The organism is Sorangium sp. So ce362 (assembly GCF_051519845.1).
GTDB lineage: Bacteria > Myxococcota_A > Polyangia > Polyangiales > Polyangiaceae > Sorangium.
Genome location: NZ_CP150332.1, coordinates 10788445 through 10812409 on the forward strand (window position 1 = coordinate 10788445; position 23965 = coordinate 10812409).

Genomic DNA, 23965 nt, shown 5'->3' on the forward strand with positions numbered 1-23965 from the left:
TTGCCTGCGTTCGACCCGTCGCCGCTGTCGTCCAGACCGACGCACATGGCGAGCCTCGCCGCCGAGCTGGCCGAGCGCCACCGGCGGCGCGCCCTGTACGATTTCGACGATCACCCGCTGCTCGAGCGGCAGCGGCAGCGGGAGTCGAACGCCCGCACGTACCCGCGGCGCTTGCCGCTGGCGCTCTCGCGCGCGCAGGGCGTGTACGTGGAGGACGTCCTCGGGCGCGTGTTCATCGATTGTCTGGCCGGGGCTGGCACCCTGGCGCTCGGGCACAACCACCCGGCGGTGATCGAGGTCCTGGAGAGCACGCTGCGCTCCGGTCTGCCGCTGCACGCGCTCGATTTCACCACGCCGGTCAAGGACCGCTTCATGCAAGACGTGCTCGGCGTGCTGCCGGCCAGCGTCGCCCGCCATGCGCGGATCCAGTTCTGCGGCCCCACCGGGGCTGACGCCGTGGAAGCCGCGCTGAAGCTGGTCAAGACGGCCACCGGGCGCGGGACGGTGCTCGCATTTCAGGGCGCGTACCACGGCATGACGCACGGCGCGCTCACCCTGATGGGCAATCTCGGGCCCAAGGTCGCGCTCGGCTCCAGCCTGCAAGGCGTGCAGTTCCTGCCGTATCCGTACGAGTACCGCTGCCCGTTCGGGCTCGGCGGCAATGCTGGCATCGCGGCCTCGCTCGCGTACATCGAGAACCTGCTGTCCGATCCGGAGAGCGGCGTGCCCAAGCCTGCGGCCATCATTCTTGAAGCGATCCAGGGCGAGGGGGGCATGATCCCGGCGCCGCCGGCCTGGTTGAAGGGGCTGCGGGGGCTGGCGACGCGCCATGACATCCCCTTGATCCTCGACGAGGTCCAGTCGGGGTTCGGCCGCACCGGGCGCATGTTCGCGTTCGAGCACGCCGGCATCGAGCCGGACGTGCTGGTCCTCTCCAAGGCGCTTGGCGGCGGGCTGCCGATGTCGGTGGTGGTGTATCACGAGCGCCTCGACACCTGGCGACCGGGCGCCCACGCCGGCACGTTTCGCGGCAACCAGCTCGCGATGGCGGCGGGCTCGGCCACGATCTCGGTCTTGCGCGCCGAGCGCCTCGACGCGGCGGCCGCGGAGCTCGGCGCGCGGCTCCAGCTGCAGCTTGCCGCGCTCGGCAAGGAGCTCGCGTGCATCGGCGAGGTGCGCGGGCGCGGCCTGATGATCGGCGTGGAGCTCGTCGACGTGGCGGCCATGCCCGACGCGCTCGGGGCGCGCCCTGCCCACCCCGATCTCGCCGCGCGGGTGCAGCGCGAGTGCCTGCGGCGCGGGCTCATCGTGGAGCTCGGCGGCCGCCACGGGAGCGTTGTGCGGTTCCTCCCGCCGCTCATCATCACGGCGGCTCAGATCGACGAGGTGGCGAGGCTCTTCGGTCAGGCGCTCGCGGCGTCCTGCCTGTAGCTGCCCGGGGCCTTCTCCTGGGGCGGAGGGGCCGGGGCCGCGGGCGTCGGACCGCGCGTCGGCCGCGGGTGTCAGACCGCGCGTGTCTGGCCGCGTATCGGCCGCGGGTGTCAGGCCGCGCGTCTCAGCGCTGCGCGCGGCCGAGGACGAACCGGCTGCTCGCCGGCTCGGAGAAGGTCGTCCACACGAGCGCGGCGCCGTCGCCCGCCGGCGCGATCTCGAGCCAGGACAGCCCGGTCGGCTCTCGCGCGAAGGCGTACCGAGGGACGGCGAGCGACCCATCGGCGTCCACGTGGAAGAGGCTCACCTGCGTCGCGCCCTCCTCGACCAGCGCCACGATGGCGCGGCCGTTCGACACGGCGATCGCGTGCTCCTGCGTGGCCTTCGCCGCGTCGCGCGTCGCGATCGTCACGGGGGTCCCGGCCGGCGCCGCCTGTCCGTCGAGCCAGCCGACCTCGAAGCGCTCGCCGTTGTGCCACACGCCGCCCACCCGGCCGGCCCCGGCGGGCGCGAGCGCCACGTCACGGATGCCGGGGATCTCGCGCGCCGCGCCGACCGTGCCCGACGCGTCGATCGGCACGAGGACGGTCGTCGGCGCGCCCTGGCCGCCGTCGCTGGCGAGCGCCCCGGCGGACACGACAAACCCCGGATCCGCGAAGGCTGCTGCGGTCATCTCGCCGTAGGCCACGTCGGCGACGGTCGATTGCCATGTTGCCTCGCCTGCCTCGTCGAGCAGCTCGGCGACGATCTTCGCCGGCGCCGACGCGACATCGGTGCTCGCATAGACGAGCAGCGGCGCTGCGCCGGGCCTCGCCGCGAGCACCGGGTACGTGGCGTTCGCGATGGTGCGCGACGAAAGCTCGTTTCCGTCCCGATCGAGGCGGAGGAGGCGCAGCGCGGGGCCGTCGCCCCCGCCGCCGATCGCCATGACGAAGCCTCCGGGGCTCGGCGCGAGCGCCACGCGCAGCGCCGAGGGGGCGTCCACGCAATCCCACCGGCGCTCCAGATCGAGGCCTGTCGAGAAGCGGGCGAAGTGGATCGTGTCGTGGAAGCTCAGCCATGCCGCGGCGAGGCCTTGTTCGTCGCTCGCGATCGCGATATCGCCGACGTTGTACCCGTCGATGCGCGGCCGCGCGCACGCGAGCTGGTGGGGTGCCCCGAGGCAAGAGTCGCAGTCACGGACATCGATCGAGCAGACGTCGCTGCATGCGACGCGGCCTCCCGCGTATCCCAGTGAGCTGCACGTCTCGCTGACGTCGCCGTCGCACGCCTCGGTCACGTCGCTGCACTGGACCGGGCTGCCGTCGGAGCTCGAGCAAACCTCGCACGTATCCTTCACGCCATTGCCGCAGCGCTGCGCGTCGGTATCGCATACAGCGGAGAGCTCGGGCGCGCTGCAGGTGTCGGGGAACGGCTCGGCTCCGCCCGAGCCGCCGGAGCCGCCCGTGTTGCCCGGGTCCCGGTCGATCTCGACCGAGCCGCAGGCGCCGAGCGTTGTCGCGAGCAAAGGCGCCATCGCGCACAGACAGGTTCTCGTTCGCATACCTGCTCCCGCTGCAACGACCGAGCCAGTGAGGGGAGCAGCGGAGCGCACGGGGCCTGGGCTTGCGGGGCTTCGAATTGGCTTCGAGCCGAGCGCGAGGCCTCGTGCCTCATGGCACACGGTGGCGCACGGCGGAACCGGGCTTGCGGCGCATTCTGTGCCTTGGAGCGACAGGGATGCGCGAAAGGAGGGGCGTGATCAAACAAGAGCGGAGTCCGCGCGATCCGCCGTGAAACGCCGAGGATCGTGACGAGAGCCGGCCCGATGTCGCGCTCGATCCTGCGCCGCGTGGGGTTCCAGGAGCTCGCCGAGCTCGATTTCCTCGTGGATCGATTCGGCTGATGTGGGAGCTCGGCTTGTGTGCGAGGGGCCTTGAGGCTCTCGTCACCACGCGGTCGCGCGCTCAGGAGCCGGTCGTGGCGAGGAGCTCCCGGGCGTCGCTGACGACGGCGGCGCGGCGTACCCAGCGGTCCAGCTCGGCGATGTCGGTGCTCGCGAGGACGCGCTCCCGCACCTCGGCGGGGACCTCCAGGCCGCGGGCCTCGAGGAAGGTGAGCACATCGTGTGCCTTGGTCTTCAGGGTACCCTCGCGCATCCCTTCCTCCCTACCCTTCGCCACGTAGCTACGCGCGAATTCACTCTGAAACTCGTATCCGCTCTTCATCATCGCCTCCAACATCCGCCTCGCCGCTGCGTTCAGCGAGGATAGCACCAGGTCCCCGTACAAGGCCCGGCGCTCCTCATCCAGCCCCGCTGCGGCCGCCAGGAACGCCACGCCGATCGCCTCCGCCGCATCACCCTGCCCGTGCGCCATCGCCGAGAGCACGGACACCTCGGGCGCTGCCTTCGCCTGCTCGGCGTCCGTGACGACCGGAACGCCCGCTGGCCCGAGCACCAGCGGTTTCAACGTCCAGTCGGGGTGCCCCGTGTCGATCGGCCGCGAGCACCACCGCGCCATCACCGCGTCGATCGTCACGACGAGCAGCCGGGTCGGGCAACGGTGCCGGGCCCTCGTCTGCGTGACATACACCGGCCAGACATACGGTTTGTCCGGATCCACGCCGAGCTGGACCTCGACGACAATCGCCATCGCGGGCCGCTGCTGCTCGCCGACCAGCAGCACGACGATGACGTCCGCCCTCCGGTCCGAGGGCATCACCTCCGTCAGGTCGGAGGACTCGACGCGCGCCTCCGTGAAGGCCGGTACCGGCTGGCCGAGCGCGTCTTGCAGCATCTCGGCGGCCAGCGTCGGCCGGTTCTTGAACAGCTCCACCAGGGCTTCGTGGGTCACTGAGGGCATCGGTAGTCTCTCGGTCATTTGCAGTCATACTGGATTTCAAGCAGCCTTTCAGGCTCCTGTGGACGGCTCCACAGGGGCCCGAGCAGCCACCTCCCAGTTCTAAATTCCGAGCAGACCGGTGGGTTCGTCACGACATGTGACCTGCGTGTGCCCCGACGGCGAGCACCGAGCTCCACGAGAGGGCTCTCGGGGCCAAGCGAGGAGCTGATCCCGCGAAGCGCTCCGTCGCGCTAACCGCCGCTCCTCTGCAGGAGCGCGCCGCGCACCGCGCGCAGCCCCTCTGGCAAGCTCGCGTAGCGCGGTATCGCATACCGCTCGCACACCACATCCACGTTGCCTTTGCGCCAGAACGCCTCCGGGCAGACGACATGCATCTTCCCGGTGCGACCGAACAGGCCGAGCTCCAGCAGGCTGATCGGCGCCTTCGAGCCCGGCGCGAGGTACATCAGGATGACGTCCGCCTCCTCGAGCCCGCGAAGCTCCCACGCCACCTGCTCGACGAAGCTCGGGTTATCGAGGCTCTGCGCCCAGTCCGGCTCCCACCGCTCCCGCCGCGGGTTGAGGATCACCACGTCGAGGTCGGCGAGCTCCTGCACGACGTCCGCCTGCCACGGCTCGGCCTGGCCGTTATCGATGGATCCGGCGAGAAAGAGCTTCGGAGTCGTCGCGCCGTCGAACGGCCGCGGCGCCAGCACCTCGATCATGAGAAAGACCTCGCCGGTGAGAGCCCGTCGTGAGAACCCGTTGACCTCGCCCGCGCCGCGCTGATCCGCCGCGTCACCCGGCCGGACCGCGCCCCCCCGCCCCGTGCCCGCAGCCTGGCCTCGGCGCCGGCTCGCCCTTCGCCGGTGCCGGCGGTGCCGGGCCGCACGAGCAGTCGAGGCAGCCGTGCTCGGCGCAGGTCCCGCACGACGCGGCCACCTGCTTGCGGAGGGCCTCGCGGGCGCGGAAGAGGCGCACCGCCGCGTTGTTCGCGGTGATCGACGCCTCCTCGGCGAAGGCCTGGACCGACAGCCCGTCGACCTCCACGCGCTGGAGCGCGGCGGCGTACTCGGGCTTCAGCGTGGTGGCCAGCGTCCGGACGCACTGGCACACGGTGCGGTGCTCCACCTGGGGCTCGGCCACCTCGTCGAGCTCGGCGGCCAGCGCGGCCATCGCCCGCTCCGACGCCCCCTTTCGCCGGAAATAGTCCACCACGGCGTTCCGAAGGGTCCGATAGAACCACGCCGTGGCGGACTCGTCATTGCGCAGGCTGTCAATGCGGCCGATGCCCCGCACGAACGCGTCCTGCAGGATGTCCTCGGCGACCGCCCGGTCGCCGACCTTGCGCTCCAGGAAACGCAGGAACTCCCGATGGCTCTCGACAAGGGTCGCGACGACCTCTGCCGAGCCCGCAGGCTCGGCGCCTTCCGGGGTTCGCTCGGGCTCCCTCATGGCGCACCAGGCTATCCTCGAGGCCCGCCTTCCGCCACCCACCACCCCGCCACCGCGCCCGCCGCCACCGCGCCTTCCGCGCCACCCCGCCACCGCGACGCGACGCGAGCACCCCGGCAGCCGCGTCACAAAGGGATGGCCGGCGTGACCGGCCGGGTCACAATGTCCGCCTCACCAGGAACTTGGAGGTCGACGTGATGCTTCAGAGGGTGCTCGTCCTGTCCAGCGTGGGACTTGTGTCGGCCTGCTCCGGGGCAGACCCGGACGTCGCGCCGACGTCCGCGCTGGTCTGTCAGGCCTCGCCGGATTGCGCCCCTGCGCCCGAAACGCCCCTGTGCGACCAGGTGCGCGGCAAGTGCGTCGCCCTCCCGCCTGGATCCCCGATCGGCGTGAAGGACGGCAGTCCGTCCTCGGTCGCGCTCGTGCCCGTCCACGAGCCGGACAGGCAGCGTGAGCCGACCGATCTCGACTTCAACCCTGAGCGGCCCGAAGAGCTCTGGGTCGTCAACCGCAAGGACGACAGCGTGATCATCATCACGAGGCCTGGCGCGCCGGACAGCACGTCGATCCGCCTCCGTGACCCCGCCGCAACGCACTTCATGGACCGCCCGCCGGCGATCGCCTTCGGCCACGCAGGCACGTTCGGGGTCTGCGGCGACAACGACAACGGCGGCAATGACTTCATGGGTCCGTCGCTCTTCTCGTCGGACCTCACGATCTTCGCGGAAGCGACGCCCGACGGCCTCGGCTCGCACCTCGACATGCTCCACTCCACCCCCTTCTGCAAGGGCATCGCGCACGAGGCGTTCAACGTCTACTGGGTCTTCAACGGCCACGACCTCGCGCTCGACCGGTACAACTTCGCCCGCGATCACGGCCCCGGGCACGACGACCACGCCGACGGCGAGATCTACCGCTATGCCGCCGGCGAGGTGCTCGGGATCGACGAGGCGCCGAGCCACGTCTTCTACAACGCCGAGGACCGGCACCTCTACGTCGCCGACACCGGCCACCGGCGGCTGCTGAAGCTGGATACGGCGAGCGGCACGCGCGGAGCGGACTTCGACGGGCAGGAGCCGGTCGAGGCGCGCAGGCACGTCGATGGGGCCACGCTGGTCGAGCTCGTCCCCCCGGGGACGCTCGAGGTGCCGAGCGGGATCGAGGTCCACGAGGGCCTCGTCTTCGCCACCGATCATGCCACGAGCCGGTTCTACGCCTTCGACCTGACAGGGCAGCTGGTCCGCACCCTGGATACAGGGCTGCCGGCCGGGTCGCTCGCCGGGTTCACCTTCGGGCCGGACGGCAAGATCTACTTCACCGATCTGCTGTCGAGCCGCGTTTACCGCATCGATCCCATCCTGTAAGCGCTCGACCGATCGACCCACCGTTCGATCGACGTCAGGGCGCTTGTGACCCGATCGGTCACACTTGCCCTCGGCGAGCGGCGTTCAGCCCGCCTGCCCGAACCGCCGCAGCCGGAGGGAGCTGAGGAGCACCGAGACGCTCGACAGGCTCATGGCCGCGCTCGCGAGGACCGGCGACAGGAGCCAGCCGGTCAGCGGGTAGAGCGCGCCGGCGGCGATCGGGATGCCGACCACGTTGTAGATGAACGCCCAGAAGAGGTTCCGGCGGATGGTCCGCAGCGTCGCGCGCGAGAGCCCGAGCGCGGTCGGCAGGGCGGCGATGCCGCCGCGGAGCAGCGCCACGTCGGCCGCCGCGACCGCGATGTCGGTGCCGCTCGCGACAGCGATCCCCACGTGGGCGCCGGCGAGGGCGGGCGCATCGTTGATGCCGTCGCCGACCATCGCGACAATGCGCCCGCGCTCCCGCTCCTCGCGCACGATGCGCGCCTTGTCCTCGGGGCGGACCTCGGCGAACACCTCGTCGATCCCGAGCTGCCGCGCCACCGCGCGCGCCGTGGCCTCGCGGTCGCCGGTCACCATGGCGACGCGCACGCCGAGCCGGCGCAGCGCGGCCACGGCCTCCGCGGCCTCGGGGATCGGCAGGTCGGCGACCGCGACGAGACCGGCGAGCCGGCCCTCGACGGCGACGAACGACGGGGTGTTCCCGTGCCCGGCGAGGCCCTGGGCGAGCTCCTCGAGCGGCGCGGCGTCGATCCCGAGCTCGGCGAGGTACCGGGCGGTGCCGATGCGCACCTCGCGCCCGTCGACGCGGGCGACAACGCCGCGGCCGGCGTCGGCGCGGAAGCCCTCGGGCGCGGAGAGCGGGAGGCTTCTGGCACGCGCGCGCGCGCCCTCGACAAGCGCCCTGGCGACCGGGTGCTCGCTGCCGAGCTCCGCCGACCCGACAAGGCGCAGGAGCTCGTCCTCCGGGATGCCCGCCAGCGCCTTCACCGCCGCGAGCTGCGGCCGCCCCGCGGTGAGCGTGCCCGTCTTGTCCACGAGGACGGTATCGACGCGGCTCGCGGCCTCGAGCGCCGTGCCGCCCTTCACGAGCACGCCGAGCTCGGCGCCGCGGCCTGTGCCCACGGCCACGGCCGCGGGCGTCGCGAGGCCGAGGGCGCACGGACAGGCGATCACGAGGACGGCGACGAACCGCTCGACCGCCGCGGCGAGCCCCGCCGCGCTCGGATCCACGATCAGCCAGGCGACGAACGCGACGGCGGCAATGCCGAGGACCACCGGGACGAAGACGCCGCTCACCGTGTCGGCGAGGCGCGCGATCGGCGCCTTCGAGCCCTGCGCCTGCTCGACCGCCTCGACGATGCGGGCGAGCGCGGTCCCGGCGCCGGTCCTCGTGATCCGCACGGTGAGCTGCCCGCTCTGGTTGAGCGTGCCGCCGACCACGGGCGCGCCCGCGCCCTTGTCGACGGGGAGGCCCTCGCCGGTGAGCATCGACTCGTCGACCGCGGAGGCGCCGGAGACGACCTCGCCGTCGCTCGGCATGCGCTCTCCCGGGCGGACGCGGACGAGATCGCCGGGCGCGAGCTCGGCGGCCGGGATCTCCTCCTCCAGGTCGCCGCGCAGGCGCCGCGCCGTCCTCGGCTGGAGCGCGACGAGCCCGCGCACGGCGTCGGTGAGCCGCCTGCGGGCGCGCGTCTCGAGGAGCTTGCCGAGCAGGACGAAGCTGATGATGGCCCCGGCGGCCTCGAAGTAGACGTGCGGCTGTGCGCCGTGCCCGGCGTGGGGGAAGAGCTGCGGCGCGACGACCGCGATCGCCGAGTAGACCCACGCGGCGCCGGTCCCGAGGGCCACGAGCGTGTTCATGTCGGCCGCCCGGTGCCGGAGCGCGGCCCAGGCGAGCCGGAAGAACCTGCGTCCCGGGCCGAAGACCACCGCGGTCGCGAGGGCGAGCTGGAGGAGGCGGCCGCCCGCGCTTTCCGCGCCCGGGATGCGGCCGTGCGACATGCCGAGGACGAGCAGCGGGACCGACAGGGCGAGCGCGACAAGGAAGTCCCGCCAGAGAGCGCGTCGCTCGCGGTCGAGGCTCTCCTCGGCGGCGTCCGCCCGGCCGGCCAGCGCGACGGCGGCGCCAGCCGGCTCGGCGGGGCGCTCCGGGACGCCGTAGCCGGCGCGCTCGATGGCGGCGACGAGCGCCTCCGCGGGCGCGGCGGCGGGATCGAACGTGATTGTGGCCGTAGCGGTCACAAGGTTGACCTTCGCGTCGCGGACGCCGCCTGTCGCGAGCAGGGCGCGCTCGACGCGGCGGACGCAGGCGGCGCAGGTCATCCCCTCGACGGGCAGGTCGACGCGGCGGGCGGCGGCGTCCTCGGTGTCCTGGGGGGCGGGAACGGAGACGGATGCGGTCGACATGATCACCTCGCTGTCGACCGGCAGACGCACGGCCGCCCCGCGCATTACAGCGAGCGCGCCGGAGCGCACCGCCCGGGCGGCTGCGCCGGGGCTCGTGGCCCGAGCGCTCGGGATGACCCGAGCCCCCGGCGCCTGGGGTACGATGCCGGCATGAGCGCCGCGCCCCCCCGCAGTCTGCTTCGCCGGATCACCGAGACGAGCGCCCCTGCGTCGGCGGTCTTGATCCGCCTCGCCGTGGGCAGCGTCTTTCTGTGCGAAGGGATCCAGAAGTTCCTCTTCCCGGCCGAGATCGGCGCCGGCCGCTTCGCCAAGATCGGCCTCCCCGCGCCGGAGGTCCTCGGCCCCTTCGTCGGTGCCGTCGAGATCGCCTGCGGATCGCTCGTCCTCGTCGGCCTCGCGACGCGCCTCGCGGCCGTGCCGCTGATCGTCACCATGCTGGTCGCGATCACGACGACGAAGGTTCCTATCCTCCTGAAGCGCGGATTCTGGGCCATGGCACACGAGTCGCGCACCGACTGGGCGATGCTGCTCGGGGCGCTGTTCCTGCTGCTCGTCGGTGCGGGCGGGCTCTCGCTCGACGCGCGGCTCGCCCGGTCCGAGACCCAGCGGCGCCCCCGGTAACGGCCGGCCGCGTGGAGCGGCGCTGGCCGCCCCTGGCAGCCGAGCATCACCCGGCGCTGCCCGGTGGCGCCGGCGCGACGCTCACTCGCCGCCCGCCGCCGCGCCGGCCTCCGGCCTGCCGAGCAGCGCATCCAGCTCGGCCTCGCCCCTGTCCTCCGCTCCCCTGCCCCACCGGCGGCGCAGCCACTCGCCCGCGTCGTCGAAGAGCGAGTAGGCCACCGGCACCGCGAGCAGCGTGAGGACCAGGGAGAGCGACTGCCCGCCGAGCACGATGGCCCCGGTCGTCCGGTTCTGGCCCGAGCCGACGCCGTGCGAGAGCACGAGCGGGATCATGCCGGCGACGAAGGCGATCGTCGTCATGAGGATCGGCCGGAGCCGGTCCTTGTTCGCCTGGAGGATCGCCTGGAGCCGCGGCATCCCCTCGGCCCGCAGGTGGTTCGTGTGGTCGATCTGGAGGATCGCGTTCTTCTTCACCACGCCGAAGAGGACGAGGAGGCCGAGCCCCGAGAAGAGGTTCAGCGACTGGCCGAAGAGCTTGAGCGAGAGCAGCGCGAACGGGACCGTGAGCGGCAGCGAGAGCAGGATCGTGATCGGGTGGAGCCACGACTCGAACTGCGCCGCGAGGATCAGGTACATGAACACGAACGCGAGGCCGATGACGACGACGAAGCTCGTCGCCGTGCTCGCCGTGTTCTTGGAGCTCCCCACCGGCTGCGTGGAGTAGCCCGCCGGCATCTTCTGCTCGGCGATGATCCTGTCGAGCGCCGCCTGCACCGCCGTGTCGCCGACGCCGGGCGCGGCGTTCGCGCTGATCGTGATCTGCCGGCGCCGGCCGAGGCGGCCGATCGACGAGGGCCCGCTGTCGGGCTCCATCGCGACCACGCCGTGGAGCGGGACGGCGCCGTGCTTGGACGAGGGCACCGTGAGGAACGAGAGGCTCTCGGCGCCTTCGCGGTGCTTCGCGTCGGCGCGCATGCGGACCTCGTACTGCTCGCCGGCCTCCGAGTACGTCGAGACCTTGAGCCCGCCGACGAAGAGCTGGAGCGCGCCGGCCACGTCGGCCACCTGGACGCCGAGATCCGCGGCGCGGTCGCGATCGATGATCGCGCGGAGCTCGGGCTTGCCGACGACGAGGCTGTTGTCGACGTCCACGGCGCCGGGGACCTTGCGCAGCTCGTCTGTGATGCGCGTCGCGTACTCGCCCAGCCGGTCGAGATCCGGCCCCTGGAGCGCCACCTGGATCCGCGCCGACGACTGGCCCCCGGACGAGATCGCCTGCACCTCGCCGGCCGTGACGCGCAGCTCGGGCGGCAGCTTCGCGAGGATCTCCTCGCGCGCCCTCTGCATGATCTCGAGCTGCCCGAGCGCGCGCTGCTCCGGGTCCACGAGCATCACGTAGATCTTGGCGACGTTTCCGGCCTGCTGCTCCCCCTCCCCGACGGTCATGAGCGTGCTCGTGACGCCCGGGAGCCGGCGGACGTCGTCGGCGATCCGCTCGGCGATGAGGCGGGTCGAGGTGAGGCTCGTCCCCTCCGGCGCGCGCAGGTTGATCTCGAACTGCGCCTGATCGTCCTCCGGGAGGAACCCGGCGGGCAGCGTCCTGGCGATGGGGCCGCACGAGCCGAGCACCGCCACGGACGCGACGACGATCACCCAGCGGCGCGCCATCACCCACGCGAGCGCGGCCATGTAGGCGCGCTCGATCGGCCGGTAGAAGACGTCGACCGCGCGCTCCAGGATCGGGGGCTTCGCGTGCGCGTCCTTTCGCTTGTGCCCCGACAGCCACCGCGCGGCGAGCGAGGGCGTGAGGGAGAAGCTGACGATCAGCGAGACCCCGATGGCGAACGCCATCGTGAGGCCGAAGCTCTTGAGGAAGCGCCCCACCATGCCGGGCATGAACGCGACCGGGATGAAGACCGCCATGAGCGAGAGGGTGGTCGCGAGCACCGCGAGGCCGATCTCCTTCGTCGCCAGGACGGCGGCCGGGAACGGCTTCATGCCCTTCTCGTCGATGTAGCGGACGATGTTCTCGAGCACGACGATGGCGTCGTCGATCACGATGCCGACGGCGAGCGCGAGCGCGAGGAGCGTGAGGAAGTTGAGCGTGAAGCCGGCGATCCACATGACCGCGAACGTCCCGACGACCGAGATCGGGATCGCGAGCGCCGCGATCAGGGTGCTGCGGGCGTTGCCGAGGAAGAGGAGCACCACCACCGCGGCGAGGAGGGCGCCGAGCACGAGGTGCTCCTTCACGGCGGCGATGCCCGTGCGGATCACGCGCGAGCCGTCGCGCACGACCTCGATCTTCGTCCCCTCGGGCAGCGAGCGCTGCACCTCGGCGAGGCGCGCTCTCACGGTGTCGACGACGGTGACGGTGTTCTGGCCTGACTGCTTGACGATGGACAGGAGCACGGTGCGCCGCCGGTCGAGCTGGGCCCACGTCTTCTCCTCGGCGCGGCCGTCCTCGACGCGGGCGACGTCCGCGAGGCGCACGGCGTGCCCGTCCTGCTCCCGGAGGACGATGCGGCCGAGGGCCTCGGGCGAGTCGACGCGCCCCATCACGCGGAGCGTGAGGTCCTCGGGGCCGGTCTCGACGCTGCCGCCCGGCGTCATCAGGTTCTGCGCCGCGATCGCGCGCTGCACCTCGGCCGCCGTGATCCCCTGCGCCCGCAGGGCGATCGGGTCGAGCCAGACGTTGATCTGCCGGTTCTGCGCGCCGATCAGGTTGACCTGACCGACGCCGGAGATGCCCTCGATCTGCCGGCGCACCTGCTTGTCGGCGATCTCGCTGAGCTCGCGGATCGGCCGGTCCGACTCGACGGAGACGAGCAGGACCGGGGCCGCGCCGAGGTCGATCCGGCTCACGATCGGCGGATCGACGCCCCTGGGCAGGCTGGGCAGGACGGCGTTGATCTTGTCGCGCACCTCCTGGGCCGCGACGTCGGCGTCCTTCTCCAGCTCGAAGCCGACGACGACCTGGCTCACGCCCTGGGTCGACGTCGAGCGGAGGTCCTCGATGCCGCTGATGGTGTTCACGGCGCCCTCGATCCGGTCGGAGATCTCGGTCTCCACCTCCTCGGGCGCCGCGCCGTCGAGGCGCGTCGTGACGACGACGTACGGGACGTCGATGTTCGGGAACTGGTCGAGGCCGAGCCGGGTGTAGCCGGCGGCGCCGAGGACCACGATGACCAGCATGAGGACCGACGCGAAGACCGGCCTCTTGACGCAGACACGGGCGAGCCACTGCATGACGACCTCACTCCACGGCTTGGCCGTTCTGGAGCTCCTCGGACGGCTTCATCACGATGGCGTCGCCCGCGCGGACGCCGCGGAGGACGGCCACGACGTCGCCCTTCTCCACGCCGATCTGCACGACGCGCTCCTCGATCCGGCGATCGACGACGGCGAAGAGGTGCGCGCGCCCCTCCTTCGAGACGATGGCGGACCGCGGCACCACCGGGCCGGACGCCTCGCCGGTGGCGAGCGCGATCGACGCGAACATCCCCGGCCGCAGCGCGCCGTCGGGGTCCTGCACCTCGGCCTCGGCGACGAGATCGCGCGTGGCCTCGCGGACCGCGGCGCCGATCCAGCGCACGGTGCCCGGGAACGAGCGCCCCGGGTACGCCGGCACGGTGAAGGTCAGCGCGCCGCCGGTCGTGACGGCGGCGAGGCTCGCCTCCGGCACGGTGAACGAGAGGCGCAGCGCGCCCTTCGAGACGAGCGCGACGACCCGGGAGTCGTGGCGGACGTACTCGCCGACGTCGACGAAGCGCTCGGTGACCCTCCCGTCGAACGGCGCGCGGATCTGGCCGTCGCCGACGCTCTGCGCGGCGGCGCGCGCGCGGGCGGCGGCGGCCGCGACCGAGAGCGGGGCGCTCCGGCACTGGTCGGCGATCCTGTCGTGCTCGACCCGGGAGATCGCGCCGTTCTCGACCAGCGCCCTGTAGCGCTCGCACTCGCGCTTCGCCGTCTCCTCCTGCGCGCGGGTCAGGGCGACGTTCGCCTGGGCCTCCGCGGCGGTGAGCGCGGCGGCGCGGACGTCGAGGCGCGCGAGCAGGTCGCCCTTCTTCACCTCGTCGCCGCGCTCGACGAAGGTCTCGAGCACGCGGCCGGCCGCGTTGGCGGCGAGGTCGGTCTGCCGCTCCCCGCGCAGCGTGCCGGTGAGCGCGAGGGTGCGCGGCATGGGCTCCTCGCGCACCGCCGCGGTCTCGACGCGGAGCGGCGGCGCGGTCGCCTCGGTCGCGCTCTCGGCGCTGGCCTTGGACGCGCAGCCCGCCGTGGAGGCGGCGAGCGCGGCGAGCAGAAGGAAGCTTTCGGCGCGGCGTTTCGTCGTGGCGTGGTTCAAGGATTCCTCGCGGAGGGATCGGTCACGGGGCGGCCTCACGCTCGGGCGGAGCACGACGTCGCGCGCGGACAGCGCGCCGCGCCGTCCGCGCGTTCCGCCGTCGCCCGGACCTCGGCCCCGCGGCGCGGCCGCGCGGCACCCCGATTATCGCAACCGATGGTTGCGGTGGGTATAACACGGCCGGGACCGACCGCAACAACCAGTTGCCATCATCGCAACCAAGAGAGGCGATGGCGGGCCGCGTCATGAAAATTGCGCTGGCGTGTGCCGCGTGACGGAACTTGAATGAAGGGTCGATGCAGGCGGCGACGGCGAAACGGACGGCGAAGCGGGTCTCCACGAAGAGGCGCGCGCTCGTGCGCGGCGAGCCGGTCGTGCGCGGCATCCTCGCGGCCGCGCTGGAGGAGCTCGCGAGCGCGGGCTACCGCGCGCTCCGGATCGAGGACGTGGCGACGCGCGCGGGGGTGAACAAGACCACCGTCTACCGGCGCTGGCCGACGAAGGAGGACCTCGTACGCGCCGCGCTCCTGTCGATCACGGACGAGAAGATCATCCCCCCGAACACGGGCTCGATCCGCGGGGATCTCATCGCGCTCGGGCGCGCGATCGTCGAGATCCAGACGTCAGCGGTGGGGCAGAGCCTCTTTCACGTGTTCCTCGCGGAGGGCCTCGACTCGGAGCTCATGGCCATCGCCCGCTCGTTGCGCGCCGTCCAGGAGGGCGGAATACGGGCGATCGTCGAGAGCGCCGTCGCGCGGGGCGAGCTCGCGCCGAGCGACGAGCCGATGCTCCCGTGCGAGCTCCTCGCGGCTTACCTCAAGCACAAGATGATCGAGGATCGCGCGGGCGTCGACGAGGCGCAGCTCGCGCGCGTCGTCGACGTGATCCTCCTCGGGGTGCTGCGCCCGGCGAGGCGGAAGCAGGCCTGAGCCGTCCGGGCGCGGGGGCGGCGCGCGCGGCGGCGGGTCAGACGGCGAGGGCCTTCCAGCGGCCGCGCACGAAGGCGACGGCGAGGAGGGCGCTGCGGCAGATCCAGTCGGCGGTGCTGCCCATCCAGACGCCGGCGAGCCCGTGGCCGAGGGTCACCGCGAACAGCCACGTCCCGCCGACCCGGACGAGCAACGAGCAGACCAGCGTGACGGCGAGCACGGTCCGGGTGTCGCCGGCGCCGCGGAGCCCCGTCCCCATGACGGTGGCGAACGCCATGAACGGCTGCGCCACGGCGGCCACGGGGAGCGCGCGCTCTCCGAGGGCGAGGAGCTCGGGGTCGCTGGAGAACGCGAGCAGGAGCGGGCGCGGGGCGAGCACGAACAGGACGCCGAACGCGGAGAGGACGACGATGGCCATGAGGGCCGCGACGAGCCCGACCCGCGCCGCGTCGCGGGGGCTGCGCGCGCCGAGGCGCTGCGCCATGAGCGCCCCGGCGGCGATGCCGAACCCTTCGGCGGAGAGGAAGCAGACCGACTCGACGGCGATGAGCGCCTGGTTCGCGGCCATCGCGGTGGCGCCGAGCAGCCCGATGATGGCGACGAACCCCGTGTAGCCGGCGTGGTAGACGGAGCGCTCGGCGAACGCCGGCAGCGCGACCCGGAGGACCCGCGCGAGCGCCGCGGCGTTCGCCTGCCGGGCGGCCCGCGCGTCGGCGGCCGGCGCTGCCCGCAGGGGCAGCGGGCTCGCGCGCGACACGAGCGCCGCGGTGAGCAGCAGCGCCTCGGTCGCCATGGTGCACGCCACGCCGACGGCCGCGCCGCGCACGCCGAGCGCGGGCAGCCCGAGGTGGCCGAAGATCAGGACGGCGCTGACCGCCACGTTGACGACGTTGCCGATCGCGGCCACGGAGAGCGGCGTCCTCGTGTCGCCGACGCCCTGCAGCGCCGACGCCGCGGCGGCCTCGACGAACGCGAACGGCAGGGCCGGCAGCACGATCTCGAGGTAGGCGATCGCCTGCTCGACGACCTCGGCGCCGGCGTGCGGGAAGAGCGCGCGGAGCAGCGGGCCGCAGGCGACGAGCAGCGGCAGCGCGACCGCCGCCCCGAGCGCGAGCGCGAAGACCAGCGACGCGCGCGCGGCGGCGGCGGCGGCGGCGCGGTCGCCGGCGCCCACGCTGCGCGCGACGACGGCGAGCGTGCCGGCGGAGGTGGCGCTGAAGACGGAGACGATGGTCCACGTGAGCGTCCCGCAGATCTGCATCGAGGCGAGCGCTGTCGTGGAGTAGCGCCCGACCATGCCGCGCCCGACGAGGAAGACCAGCGTCAGCAGCAGCATGTGCGCGATCGCGGGCCAGGCGAGCCGCCACACCTGGCCCGTCAGCGCCGCGCCTTCCGGTTCGCTTGTCACGAGAAGTTCGATCCTCCGGGCTCAGCCGCGCCCCGCCGCCTCGGTGGATATCACCTGCCGAGGTGCGCTCCACCCGACGAGGACGCGAGGCGGGCGAAGGCCGTGCGCCGCGCCGGACGGACTGAGTTGTTCGGGGCGACCCGAGCCCGAGCGCGGTGGTCGGGGCGGTCTCGGCGCGCGCCCGTCCGCGATGATCCCGAGCGCGCAAGGAGGCGCAGGCGTCCGGCACGCACGCCCTCTCCAGTCTACATTTTGTTGCAAATGCAATTATTGTGCATTAATTCGAGCGCGCGCCAACCCGGCGCCCGGCCGATGCGCCGCGACCGCGGAGGCATCTCGATCACCCCCACGCCCCACGTGGGCAGGCGCCCCTGCCCGCGCTGGAGCGCGCCGATGCTGGAGAGAGAGGACTCGACGTGACGCGAAAGCTCCCTGTGACCGTGCTGTCCGGCTTCCTGGGCGCCGGCAAGACCACGCTGCTCAACCACGTCCTCGCGAACCGCGACGCGCTGCGCGTCGCCGTGATCGTCAACGACATGAGCGAGGTCAATGTCGACGCCGCGCTCGTCCGGGGCGGGGGCGCGGCGCTGCGCCGCGTGGAGGAGCGGCTCGTCGAGATGTCGAACGGCTGCATCTGCTGCACGCTCCGGGAGGATCTCCTGGTCGAGGTGGCCCGTCTGGCGGCGGAGGGGCGCTTCGACTACCTGCTGATCGAGTCGACGGGCATCTCGGAGCCGCTCCCGGTCGCCGAGACGTTCACCTTCGACGATCCCGCGACGGGCAAGCGCCTCTCGGAGGTCGCCCGGCTCGACACGCTCGTCACCGTCGTCGACGCGCAGCGGTTCCTCGCGGACTGGACGAGCGCCGACGACCTGCGCGCGCGCGAGGCCGCGCTGGGCGACGACGACGAGCGCACGGTCGCGGATCTGCTCGTCGAGCAGGTCGAGTTCGCGAACGTGCTCGTGCTCAACAAGACGGATCTCGTGAGCGATGACGAGGTCGAGCGGCTCACGGCGATGCTCCTGCACCTGAACCCCGGCGCCAGGATCGTCAGGGCCTGCCGCGGCCGGATCGATCCTCGCGAGATCCTCGGCACCGGGCGCTTCGACTTCGAGGCAGCGGCGCGCTCGCCCGGCTGGATGCGGGAGCTGCGCGGCGAGCACGTGCCCGAGACCGAGGCGTACGGCATCGAGAGCTTCGTCTACCGCGCTGACCGCCCGATGCACCCGGAGCGGCTCTGGACGTTCATCCACGGCGCGGCCGCCTGGGATGGAGTGCTCCGCTCGAAGGGGTTCTTCTGGCTCGCAACCCGCGTGGACATCACGGGCGCCTGGTCGCAGGCGGGCGGCGCCGCCTCGTTCGAGGCGGCGGGCCGCTGGTACGCGGCCCTGCCCGAGGAGCTGCGCTCGGAGGACGACGAGAGGGGTGCCGTGTGGCACCCGGTCTGGGGCGACCGGCGGCAGGAGATCGTCTTCATCGGCGTCGACATGACCCGAGAGGCGCTCACGCGCGGCCTCGACGCCTGCTTGCTCACCCCCGAAGAGATGGCCGCGGGGCCCTCCGGCTGGAGCCGATTCGAGGATCCTTTCCCGGCGTGGCAGGACGAGAGAGAGGAAGAGGAGGAAGAGGAGGAAGAGAGAGAGGAAGAGAGAGAGGCCGAGCCGGCGCAGCTCCTCGTGTCGTGAGGCGCTCCAGGCTGGGTGACCGGCTCATCCCTCGGCGGCGGGCTCGCTACGGCGCAGCGCGCCCGCTCTCACGGCACGACCGCGAGCGCCGGGGCTGTGTTTACTTGCCGCCTCCCTTCGAGATCTTCCCTTCCGTGAAGGCCACGTGCTTGCGGGCGATGGGATCGTACTTCTTCATCTGCATCTTCTCCGTCATCGTCCGCTTGTTCTTCGTCGTGTAGTAGCAGTGACCGGTCCCCGCAGATGAGACGAGCTTGATGGTATCGCGCACGAGGTGCCTCCTTGTGGCCGCCAGGCGGCAGGCCCCGGTCCGCGGCGATGGCGGCGGATCGGCGGGCCTGCTGGATGCGACAGCGTTACCTCGATCTCGCCGTTGATGCAACCAAATTGCATTAACTGCGCGCTCCGTGGCGTCGTGCTCCATGGCGCGTTCGACGCTGGATCGCTCAAGGGCGAGGCGTGGCCAGGCAACCGAGGCCAAGGCGCGGTGCACCAGTCGCGTTCATGCGTAAATGAAATGAACTCTGCTCGACCCTCCCAGCCTTGACGTGAGGCTCCCTGGCGCGGAATCTCATGCAGTGAGCTGTGAAGCAGGCGAGCAGAAGCCTGCGTTTGCGTCAGCGAACAACGTCGTTCATACCCGAGGAAACAGGAGGTCCCCGATGCGCTACGAAAAGCCTGAGTTCGTCGAGATCAAGATGGACGCGGAGATCGGCTCGTACCAGAGCGACTTCGACCCTGTTCCGGTCAATTTCACGCGCCCGGCTCCGGCCGAGCGCCAAGGCGCCGAGGGCAAGGCGGAGTAAGGGCTCCGCAGCGAGCACTGGAATGCGCCTCTGCGTCCTGGGTTCGTCCGCCGGCGGCGGCCTGCCGCAATGGAACTGCGCCTGCGCGAACTGCGTGGAGGCGCGCCGCGGCTCCGCGCGCGTCCGCCCTCGCACCCAGGACGCGCTCGCGCTCGGGGTGGGCGACGGCGGCTGGTTTCTCGTCAACGCGTCCCCCGACGTTCACCGGCAGATCGAGGCCTTTTCGCCGCTGCACCCGCGGGCGGGCAGGGCCTCGCCCATCGCGGGGGTGATCCTCACGAACGGCGATCTCGATCATGCGCTGGGCCTCTTCTCCCTGCGCGAGAACACGCCGCTCGTGATCTACGCGACCGAGGCCGTCTACCGGGGCCTCACGGAGGGCAACGCCCTCTTCCGCACGCTCCAGCGCTTCCCCGGGCAGACCACGTGGCGGCGCCTCGAGCTGGAGCAGCCCGCGGAGCTCACCGGGCCGGACGGCGCGAAGGCCGGGGTGACGGTGGTCCCGGTCGCGCTGCCGGGCAAGGCGCCAAAGCACCTCGAGGGCCTCGCCCCGCCCTCGCCGGAGGACAACATCGGCCTCTGGGTCCGCGACGCGGCGAGCGGGCGCGTTGCCGCCATCGCGACGGCCGTGGGGGCCGCCGGCGGCTACGTGCCGCGCCTCGACGGCGTGGACGTCTGCTTCTTCGACGGCACCTTCTGGTCGAGCGACGAGCTCGTGCGCCTCGGGCTCGGCCAGGCCCGGGCCGAGGACATGGCGCACCTGCCCATCGGCGGCGACGGCGGGAGCCTGAGGCTGCTCGCGGGCGTCGCCGCGCGACGGAAGATCTACACCCATATCAACAACACAAATCCGATCCTCGTCGAGGGCTCGCCCGAGCGGCGCGCCGTGGAGGAGGCGGGCTGGGAGGTGGCCGCCGACGGCCTTGTGATCGACCTATGAACGACGAGCCGCTCTCCCGGGAAGCGTTCATTGCGCGGCTGCGCGACGAGGGCGCCCGGCGCTACCACGACAACCACAGCTTCCACCAGCGGATGCACCGCGGCGAGCTCTCGCGCCGCCAGATCCAGGGATGGGTGCTCAACCGTTACTATTACCAGACGCGGATCCCGATCAAGGACGCGCTCCTCCTCTCGAAGAGCGAGGACCCGTCGTTCCGGCGGCTCTGGATCCACCGCATCGTCGATCACGACGGCGCGCGCGAGGGCGAGGGTGGGCTCGCGCTGTGGCTGCGGCTCGCGGAGGGCGTGGGGCTCGACCGCGATGAGGTCGCGCGCCTGACCCGGGTGCTGCCCGCGGTGCGCTTCGCCTGCGACGCCTACGTGACGCTTGTGCGCGAGCGCAGCCTGCTCGAGGCGGTGGCCTCGTCGCTCACGGAGTTCTTCGCGCCGGATCTCATGTCCCGGCGCGTCGTCGCCTGGGAGCAACACTATCCCTGGGTCGACAGGGCCACGCTCGACTACTTCCGCGACCGGGTGACGCGCGCCCGCGTCGACTCGACCGAGGCGATCGATTACGTCACGGCGCGCGCGACGACGCGCGCCGCCCAGGAAGCGTGTGTCGCTGCGCTCATCACGAAATGCGACATCCTCTGGGCGATGCTCGATGCCATCGCGGCGGCCTACGAGCCCGAAGCGTGAGGCCGAGATGCCCCTCGCGCCCGGCGACCGGCTGATCCTCGCGAGCAAGGCGCGGCTCGTGCGGGACCGCTCCTCGGGCCGCGAGATCGTGCTCTATCCGGAGCGCGGCCTCGCGCTGAACCCGGTGGCCGCGGCGGTGGCCGTGCGCCTCGACGGCGCGCGCACCGTGGCCGCGATCGCCGCCGAGGTGGCGGCCTCCTTCGCCGCCGCGCGGCCGGACGAGGTGGAGCGCGACGTGCTCGCCTTCCTGGAGGAGCTCGCGGTGCGCGGCCTGCTCGAGGAGCGAGACGCCGCGCGGGCCGTCGTCGAGGACGCCGCCGCGCGCGGCGCGCTGCCAGGGGCAGAGGCCGTGTCCGCTCCTGAGGGCGGCGCGGCGGGAGACGCCGCGTTGGGCGGTGCGGCGGGAGACGCCGCGTTGGGCGGTGCGGCGGGAGACGCCGCGTTGCACCGCCCCTATACGCTGATCGCGGAGCTCACCCACCGCTGTCCGCTGCGCTGTCCGTACTGCTCGAACCCGATGGAGCTCTCGGGCGCCGCCGGCGAGCTCTCGACGGAGACGTGGTGTCGCGTCTTCGCCGAGGCCGCCGAGCTCGGGGTGATGCAGCTCCACCTCACGGGCGGCGAGCCGCTCGCCCGGCGCGACCTCGAGGCGCTCGTCCGCGGGGCGCGCGGCGCCGGGCTGTACACGAACCTCATCACCTCCGGGGTCCCGCTCGCGCGCGAGCGCCTCGCGGCGCTGCGCGCGGCGGGGCTCGACAACGTGCAGCTCAGCGTCCAGGACGCCGACGCGGAGCGCGCTGACCGCATCGCCGGGTACGCGGCCTTCGACCCCAAGCTCGCGGTGGCCGGGTGGGTCAAGGCCGAGGGCTTGCCGCTCACGGTGAACGTTGTGCTGCACCGGGAGAACATCGAGCACGTCCCGGCGATCGTCGCGCTCGCCGAGCGGCTCGGGGCCGACCGGCTCGAGCTCGCCAATACGCAGTACCTCGGCTGGGCGCTCGCGAACCGCGAGGTGCTCCTGCCGACGCGGGATCAGCTCGAGCGCGCGTTCGCCGTCGCCTCGGCGGCGCGCGAACGGCTGCTCGGCCGGATGGAGATGGTCTTCGTCACGCCGGACTACTACGCCGCATGGCCGCGGGCCTGCATGGACGGCTGGGCGCGCCGTTACCTGCATATTGCGCCGGACGGCCTGGTGCTGCCTTGCCATGCGGCGCACACGATCCCGGGGCTGCGCTTCGAGACCGTGCGCGAGCGGTCGCTCGGCTGGATCTGGCGCGAGGCGCCGAGCATGAACCGCTTCCGCGGCGATGCGTGGATGGCGCCGTCGTGCCGGGGCTGCGACCGCCGCGAGGTCGATTTCGGGGGCTGCCGCTGCCAGGCCTACCACCTCACCGGGGACGCCGCCGCGACGGACCCGGCCTGCTCGCTTTCGCCGGCGCACGGGGTCGTCGAGGAGGCCCGGCTCCGCGCCGCCTCGGCTGCCTCGGCGCAGGGGGAGCCTCGTTATCTGCACCGCGGCGCGCCCCAGGTCCACCGCGGCGCGCCCCGTTGAGCTCCCGCGCGGCCAGGCCCTACGCCGTGCTCGGCGTGGTCGCCGTCGGCACGTGGATGTCCGCGCTCGGCAGCAGCCTGATCAACGTCGCGGTGCCGCTCGTCCGCCGGGACCTCGGGGTCGACATCGGCGCCGCGAGCTGGGTGCTCGCGGCCTACTCGCTCTCCGTGAGCGCGCTGCTCTTGCCGTTCGGCCGCCTCGGCGATCGTCACGGCAAGGGGCGCGTGTACACCGTGGGGTTCGGCGTCTTCGGCGTGGGCTCGGCGCTCTCTGCGCTCGCGCCCACGCTCGGGTCGCTCGTCGCCGCGCGCGCCCTCCAGGGCGCGGGGGCCGCCATGCTGATGGCGAACGGCCCGGCGCTCACCACCGCCGCGTTCCCGCCCGCGCAGCGCGGCCGCGCGCTCGGTTTGCAGGCGACGGCGACGTACCTGGGGCTCTCCCTTGGACCGTCGATCGGCGGCTGGCTCGCGCAGAACGCCGGATGGCATGCGGCCTTCTGGGTCAACCTGCCGATCGCCCTTGCGGGAGGGCACCTCGCCCGGTCGCTCGTGTGGAGCGGACCGGCCGGCGCGACGCTGGGCATCGGGGATGTCGGCCGCGGCGCGGGCTCAGCGTCGATTGCGGCCACGGGCGCGGCGTCGGCTCGGCCCGCGCTCGACGCGCGCGGGCGGCCTTTCCCGTGGGCGAGCGCGCTCCTCTTCGGCCCGGCGATCGCCGTGCTCCTCGTCGCCCTCACGCGCGGCCAGCGCTGGGGCTTTCAGAGCCCCAGGGTCGTCAGCCTCCTCGCCCTGGGCGCGGTGCTCGCCGCGGCGTTCGTGCGGGTGGAGAGGCGCAGCCCCGCACCGCTGATCTCGGGCGCCCTCCTCGCGCAGCCAGCGCTCGTGCGCGGGCTCGTCGCCGCCTTTCTCCAGTACGCAGCGGTGTATGTGATGCTGTTCCTCCTGCCGTTCTACTTGCAGGGTCAGCTCGCGATGCGCGCCGCGGAGGCGGGCCTGGTGATGACGGTGCAGCCCGCGGTGATGGCGGTGATCACCGCCACGAGCGGCTGGCTCTCGGACCGCATCGGCACGCGCGGACCGGCGCTCGCGGGCATGACGGCGCTCGCCGTGGGCCTCGCGTGCGTGGCCCTGCTCGGCCCCCGGCCCGAGCGCGTGAGCCTGCTCGCCGCGCTCGGGCTGGTGGGGCTCGGCTCGGGGCTGTTCACCGCGCCGAACAACAGCCGCATCCTGGGCGCGGCGCCGCGCGATCAGCAGGGCACCGCCGCGGGTCTGCTCGCCGAGGCGCGCAACGTGGGAATGCTGTGCGGCGTGGCGGCCTCCGGGGCGATGTTCGCCGCGCTCGGCGGTGGGGAGCCGGTCGAGGCGGCGGAGAGCGGCGCGCTCGGCGCGGCGTTCCGGGGGACGATGCTCGCCGCGTCGGCGCTCGCGGCCCTGGGCGCGGGCGTGAGCGCGGCGCGGTGGTCTCCGCGCGCGGGGGCGGCGGGGCCACCCTGACAGCAAC

Annotated in this window: 19 protein-coding genes and 1 pseudogene; 11 read left to right on the forward strand and 9 right to left on the reverse strand. The window is 72.8% G+C overall.

Going from position 1 to position 23965, the window contains the following annotated elements:
- Positions 1-45 precede the first annotated feature (45 nt).
- Positions 46-1431, forward strand: a complete 1386-nt coding sequence (locus WMF17_RS41420; RefSeq protein ID WP_437651449.1) for a diaminobutyrate--2-oxoglutarate transaminase — start codon at positions 46-48, stop codon at positions 1429-1431.
- A 124-nt stretch (positions 1432-1555) separates the two neighbouring features.
- Here WMF17_RS41420 and WMF17_RS41425 read toward each other — a convergent pair whose 3' ends face one another.
- The 4 genes from WMF17_RS41425 to WMF17_RS41440 all read right to left on the reverse strand — a co-directional run bounded on the left by WMF17_RS41425 (position 1556) and on the right by WMF17_RS41440 (position 5708).
- Entirely contained in the window at positions 1556-2947 is a 1392-nt protein-coding gene (locus tag WMF17_RS41425; RefSeq protein WP_437646501.1) for a hypothetical protein, read from the reverse strand.
- Positions 2948-3377: 430 nt separating this feature from the next.
- Positions 3378-4274: a hypothetical protein gene (locus WMF17_RS41430; RefSeq protein WP_437599068.1), complete on the reverse strand. Its 897-nt coding sequence runs from the start codon at positions 4272-4274 to the stop codon at positions 3378-3380.
- Positions 4275-4504: 230 nt separating this feature from the next.
- On the reverse strand, positions 4505-4978 hold the full coding sequence (locus tag WMF17_RS41435) for a nucleoside 2-deoxyribosyltransferase domain-containing protein (RefSeq protein WP_437646502.1): 474 nt from the start codon (positions 4976-4978) through the stop codon (positions 4505-4507).
- A gap of 73 nt (positions 4979-5051) precedes the next feature.
- The gene (locus tag WMF17_RS41440) at positions 5052-5708 is read right to left on the reverse strand and encodes an RNA polymerase sigma factor (protein ID WP_437646503.1); all 657 of its coding nucleotides are present in this window, start codon (positions 5706-5708) and stop codon (positions 5052-5054) included.
- Positions 5709-5905: 197 nt separating this feature from the next.
- On the opposite strand from WMF17_RS41440, the gene WMF17_RS41445 reads away from it, so the two are divergent.
- Entirely contained in the window at positions 5906-7072 is a 1167-nt protein-coding gene (locus WMF17_RS41445) for a hypothetical protein (protein ID WP_437651451.1), read from the forward strand.
- Between the two features lie 84 nt (positions 7073-7156).
- On the opposite strand, the gene WMF17_RS41450 is transcribed toward WMF17_RS41445, so the two are convergent.
- Positions 7157-9481 (reverse strand): heavy metal translocating P-type ATPase, encoded by a 2325-nt coding sequence (locus WMF17_RS41450; protein ID WP_437646504.1) that lies wholly within the window; start codon positions 9479-9481, stop codon positions 7157-7159.
- A 150-nt stretch (positions 9482-9631) separates the two neighbouring features.
- Here WMF17_RS41450 and WMF17_RS41455 point away from each other — a divergent pair, with 150 nt between their 5' ends.
- Positions 9632-10102: a DoxX family protein gene (locus WMF17_RS41455; protein WP_437646505.1), complete on the forward strand. Its 471-nt coding sequence runs from the start codon at positions 9632-9634 to the stop codon at positions 10100-10102.
- A gap of 81 nt (positions 10103-10183) precedes the next feature.
- Here the strand turns inward: WMF17_RS41455 and WMF17_RS41460 are convergent, their stop codons facing one another.
- Together WMF17_RS41460 and WMF17_RS41465 are read right to left on the reverse strand one after the other, a co-directional pair.
- Positions 10184-13351, reverse strand: a complete 3168-nt coding sequence (locus WMF17_RS41460; RefSeq protein ID WP_437646506.1) for an efflux RND transporter permease subunit — start codon at positions 13349-13351, stop codon at positions 10184-10186.
- Positions 13352-13358: 7 nt separating this feature from the next.
- On the reverse strand, positions 13359-14447 hold the full coding sequence (locus WMF17_RS41465; protein ID WP_437646507.1) for an efflux RND transporter periplasmic adaptor subunit: 1089 nt from the start codon (positions 14445-14447) through the stop codon (positions 13359-13361).
- 296 nt (positions 14448-14743) lie between these two features.
- Between WMF17_RS41465 and WMF17_RS41470 the strand changes: the two genes are divergently transcribed.
- Positions 14744-15376: a TetR/AcrR family transcriptional regulator gene (locus WMF17_RS41470; RefSeq protein ID WP_437599077.1), complete on the forward strand. Its 633-nt coding sequence runs from the start codon at positions 14744-14746 to the stop codon at positions 15374-15376.
- A 37-nt stretch (positions 15377-15413) separates the two neighbouring features.
- Here the strand turns inward: WMF17_RS41470 and WMF17_RS41475 are convergent, their stop codons facing one another.
- The gene (locus WMF17_RS41475; RefSeq protein ID WP_437646508.1) at positions 15414-16784 is read right to left on the reverse strand and encodes an MATE family efflux transporter; all 1371 of its coding nucleotides are present in this window, start codon (positions 16782-16784) and stop codon (positions 15414-15416) included.
- 416 nt (positions 16785-17200) lie between these two features.
- On the opposite strand from WMF17_RS41475, the gene zigA reads away from it, so the two are divergent.
- The gene (gene zigA, locus WMF17_RS41480; RefSeq protein ID WP_437599079.1) at positions 17201-18469 is read left to right on the forward strand and encodes a zinc metallochaperone GTPase ZigA; all 1269 of its coding nucleotides are present in this window, start codon (positions 17201-17203) and stop codon (positions 18467-18469) included.
- Positions 18470-18569: 100 nt separating this feature from the next.
- Here the strand turns inward: zigA and rpmG are convergent, their stop codons facing one another.
- A complete protein-coding gene (gene rpmG, locus WMF17_RS41485) occupies positions 18570-18740 on the reverse strand; it encodes a 50S ribosomal protein L33 (protein WP_437576648.1) in 171 nt (56 codons plus the stop codon).
- 391 nt (positions 18741-19131) lie between these two features.
- On the opposite strand from rpmG, the gene WMF17_RS41490 reads away from it, so the two are divergent.
- The 6 genes and pseudogenes from WMF17_RS41490 (at position 19132) to WMF17_RS41515 (ending at position 23958) form a co-directional block, all read left to right on the forward strand.
- On the forward strand, positions 19132-19275 hold the full coding sequence (locus WMF17_RS41490; protein WP_437599080.1) for a hypothetical protein: 144 nt from the start codon (positions 19132-19134) through the stop codon (positions 19273-19275).
- Between the two features lie 22 nt (positions 19276-19297).
- Complete coding sequence (gene pqqB / locus WMF17_RS41495) at positions 19298-20215, forward strand: pyrroloquinoline quinone biosynthesis protein PqqB (RefSeq protein ID WP_437599081.1); 918 nt, start codon at positions 19298-19300, stop codon at positions 20213-20215.
- Positions 20212-20913 (forward strand): pyrroloquinoline-quinone synthase PqqC, encoded by a 702-nt coding sequence (gene pqqC, locus WMF17_RS41500; protein WP_437646509.1) that lies wholly within the window; start codon positions 20212-20214, stop codon positions 20911-20913. The genes pqqB and pqqC overlap by 4 nt, the downstream gene beginning before the upstream one ends.
- Positions 20914-20920: 7 nt before the next feature.
- Positions 20921-21178, forward strand: a pseudogene (gene pqqD, locus WMF17_RS41505) (pyrroloquinoline quinone biosynthesis peptide chaperone PqqD); the annotation flags it as partial.
- 177 nt (positions 21179-21355) lie between these two features.
- The gene (pqqE, locus tag WMF17_RS41510) at positions 21356-22465 is read left to right on the forward strand and encodes a pyrroloquinoline quinone biosynthesis protein PqqE (protein ID WP_437604363.1); all 1110 of its coding nucleotides are present in this window, start codon (positions 21356-21358) and stop codon (positions 22463-22465) included.
- Complete coding sequence (locus tag WMF17_RS41515) at positions 22462-23958, forward strand: MFS transporter (protein WP_437599083.1); 1497 nt, start codon at positions 22462-22464, stop codon at positions 23956-23958. Before pqqE ends, WMF17_RS41515 begins: the two co-directional genes overlap by 4 nt.
- Positions 23959-23965 lie beyond the last annotated feature (7 nt).

Coding starts and splice junctions, on each gene's coding strand:
- WMF17_RS41420 (WP_437651449.1), top strand. CDS start 46: ATGGCGAGCCTCGCCGCCGAGCTGGCCGAGCGCCACCGGCGGCGCGCC.
- WMF17_RS41425 (WP_437646501.1), bottom strand. CDS start 2,947: ATGGCGCCTTTGCTCGCGACAACGCTCGGCGCCTGCGGCTCGGTCGAG.
- WMF17_RS41430 (WP_437599068.1), bottom strand. CDS start 4,274: ATGCCCTCAGTGACCCACGAAGCCCTGGTGGAGCTGTTCAAGAACCGG.
- WMF17_RS41435 (WP_437646502.1), bottom strand. CDS start 4,978: ATGATCGAGGTGCTGGCGCCGCGGCCGTTCGACGGCGCGACGACTCCG.
- WMF17_RS41440 (WP_437646503.1), bottom strand. CDS start 5,708: ATGAGGGAGCCCGAGCGAACCCCGGAAGGCGCCGAGCCTGCGGGCTCG.
- WMF17_RS41445 (WP_437651451.1), top strand. CDS start 5,906: ATGCTTCAGAGGGTGCTCGTCCTGTCCAGCGTGGGACTTGTGTCGGCC.
- WMF17_RS41450 (WP_437646504.1), bottom strand. CDS start 9,481: ATGTCGACCGCATCCGTCTCCGTTCCCGCCCCCCAGGACACCGAGGAC.
- WMF17_RS41455 (WP_437646505.1), top strand. CDS start 9,632: ATGAGCGCCGCGCCCCCCCGCAGTCTGCTTCGCCGGATCACCGAGACG.
- WMF17_RS41460 (WP_437646506.1), bottom strand. CDS start 13,351: ATGCAGTGGCTCGCCCGTGTCTGCGTCAAGAGGCCGGTCTTCGCGTCG.
- WMF17_RS41470 (WP_437599077.1), top strand. CDS start 14,744: ATGCAGGCGGCGACGGCGAAACGGACGGCGAAGCGGGTCTCCACGAAG.
- WMF17_RS41490 (WP_437599080.1), top strand. CDS start 19,132: ATGCGCTACGAAAAGCCTGAGTTCGTCGAGATCAAGATGGACGCGGAG.
- pqqB (WP_437599081.1), top strand. CDS start 19,298: ATGCGCCTCTGCGTCCTGGGTTCGTCCGCCGGCGGCGGCCTGCCGCAA.
- pqqC (WP_437646509.1), top strand. CDS start 20,212: ATGAACGACGAGCCGCTCTCCCGGGAAGCGTTCATTGCGCGGCTGCGC.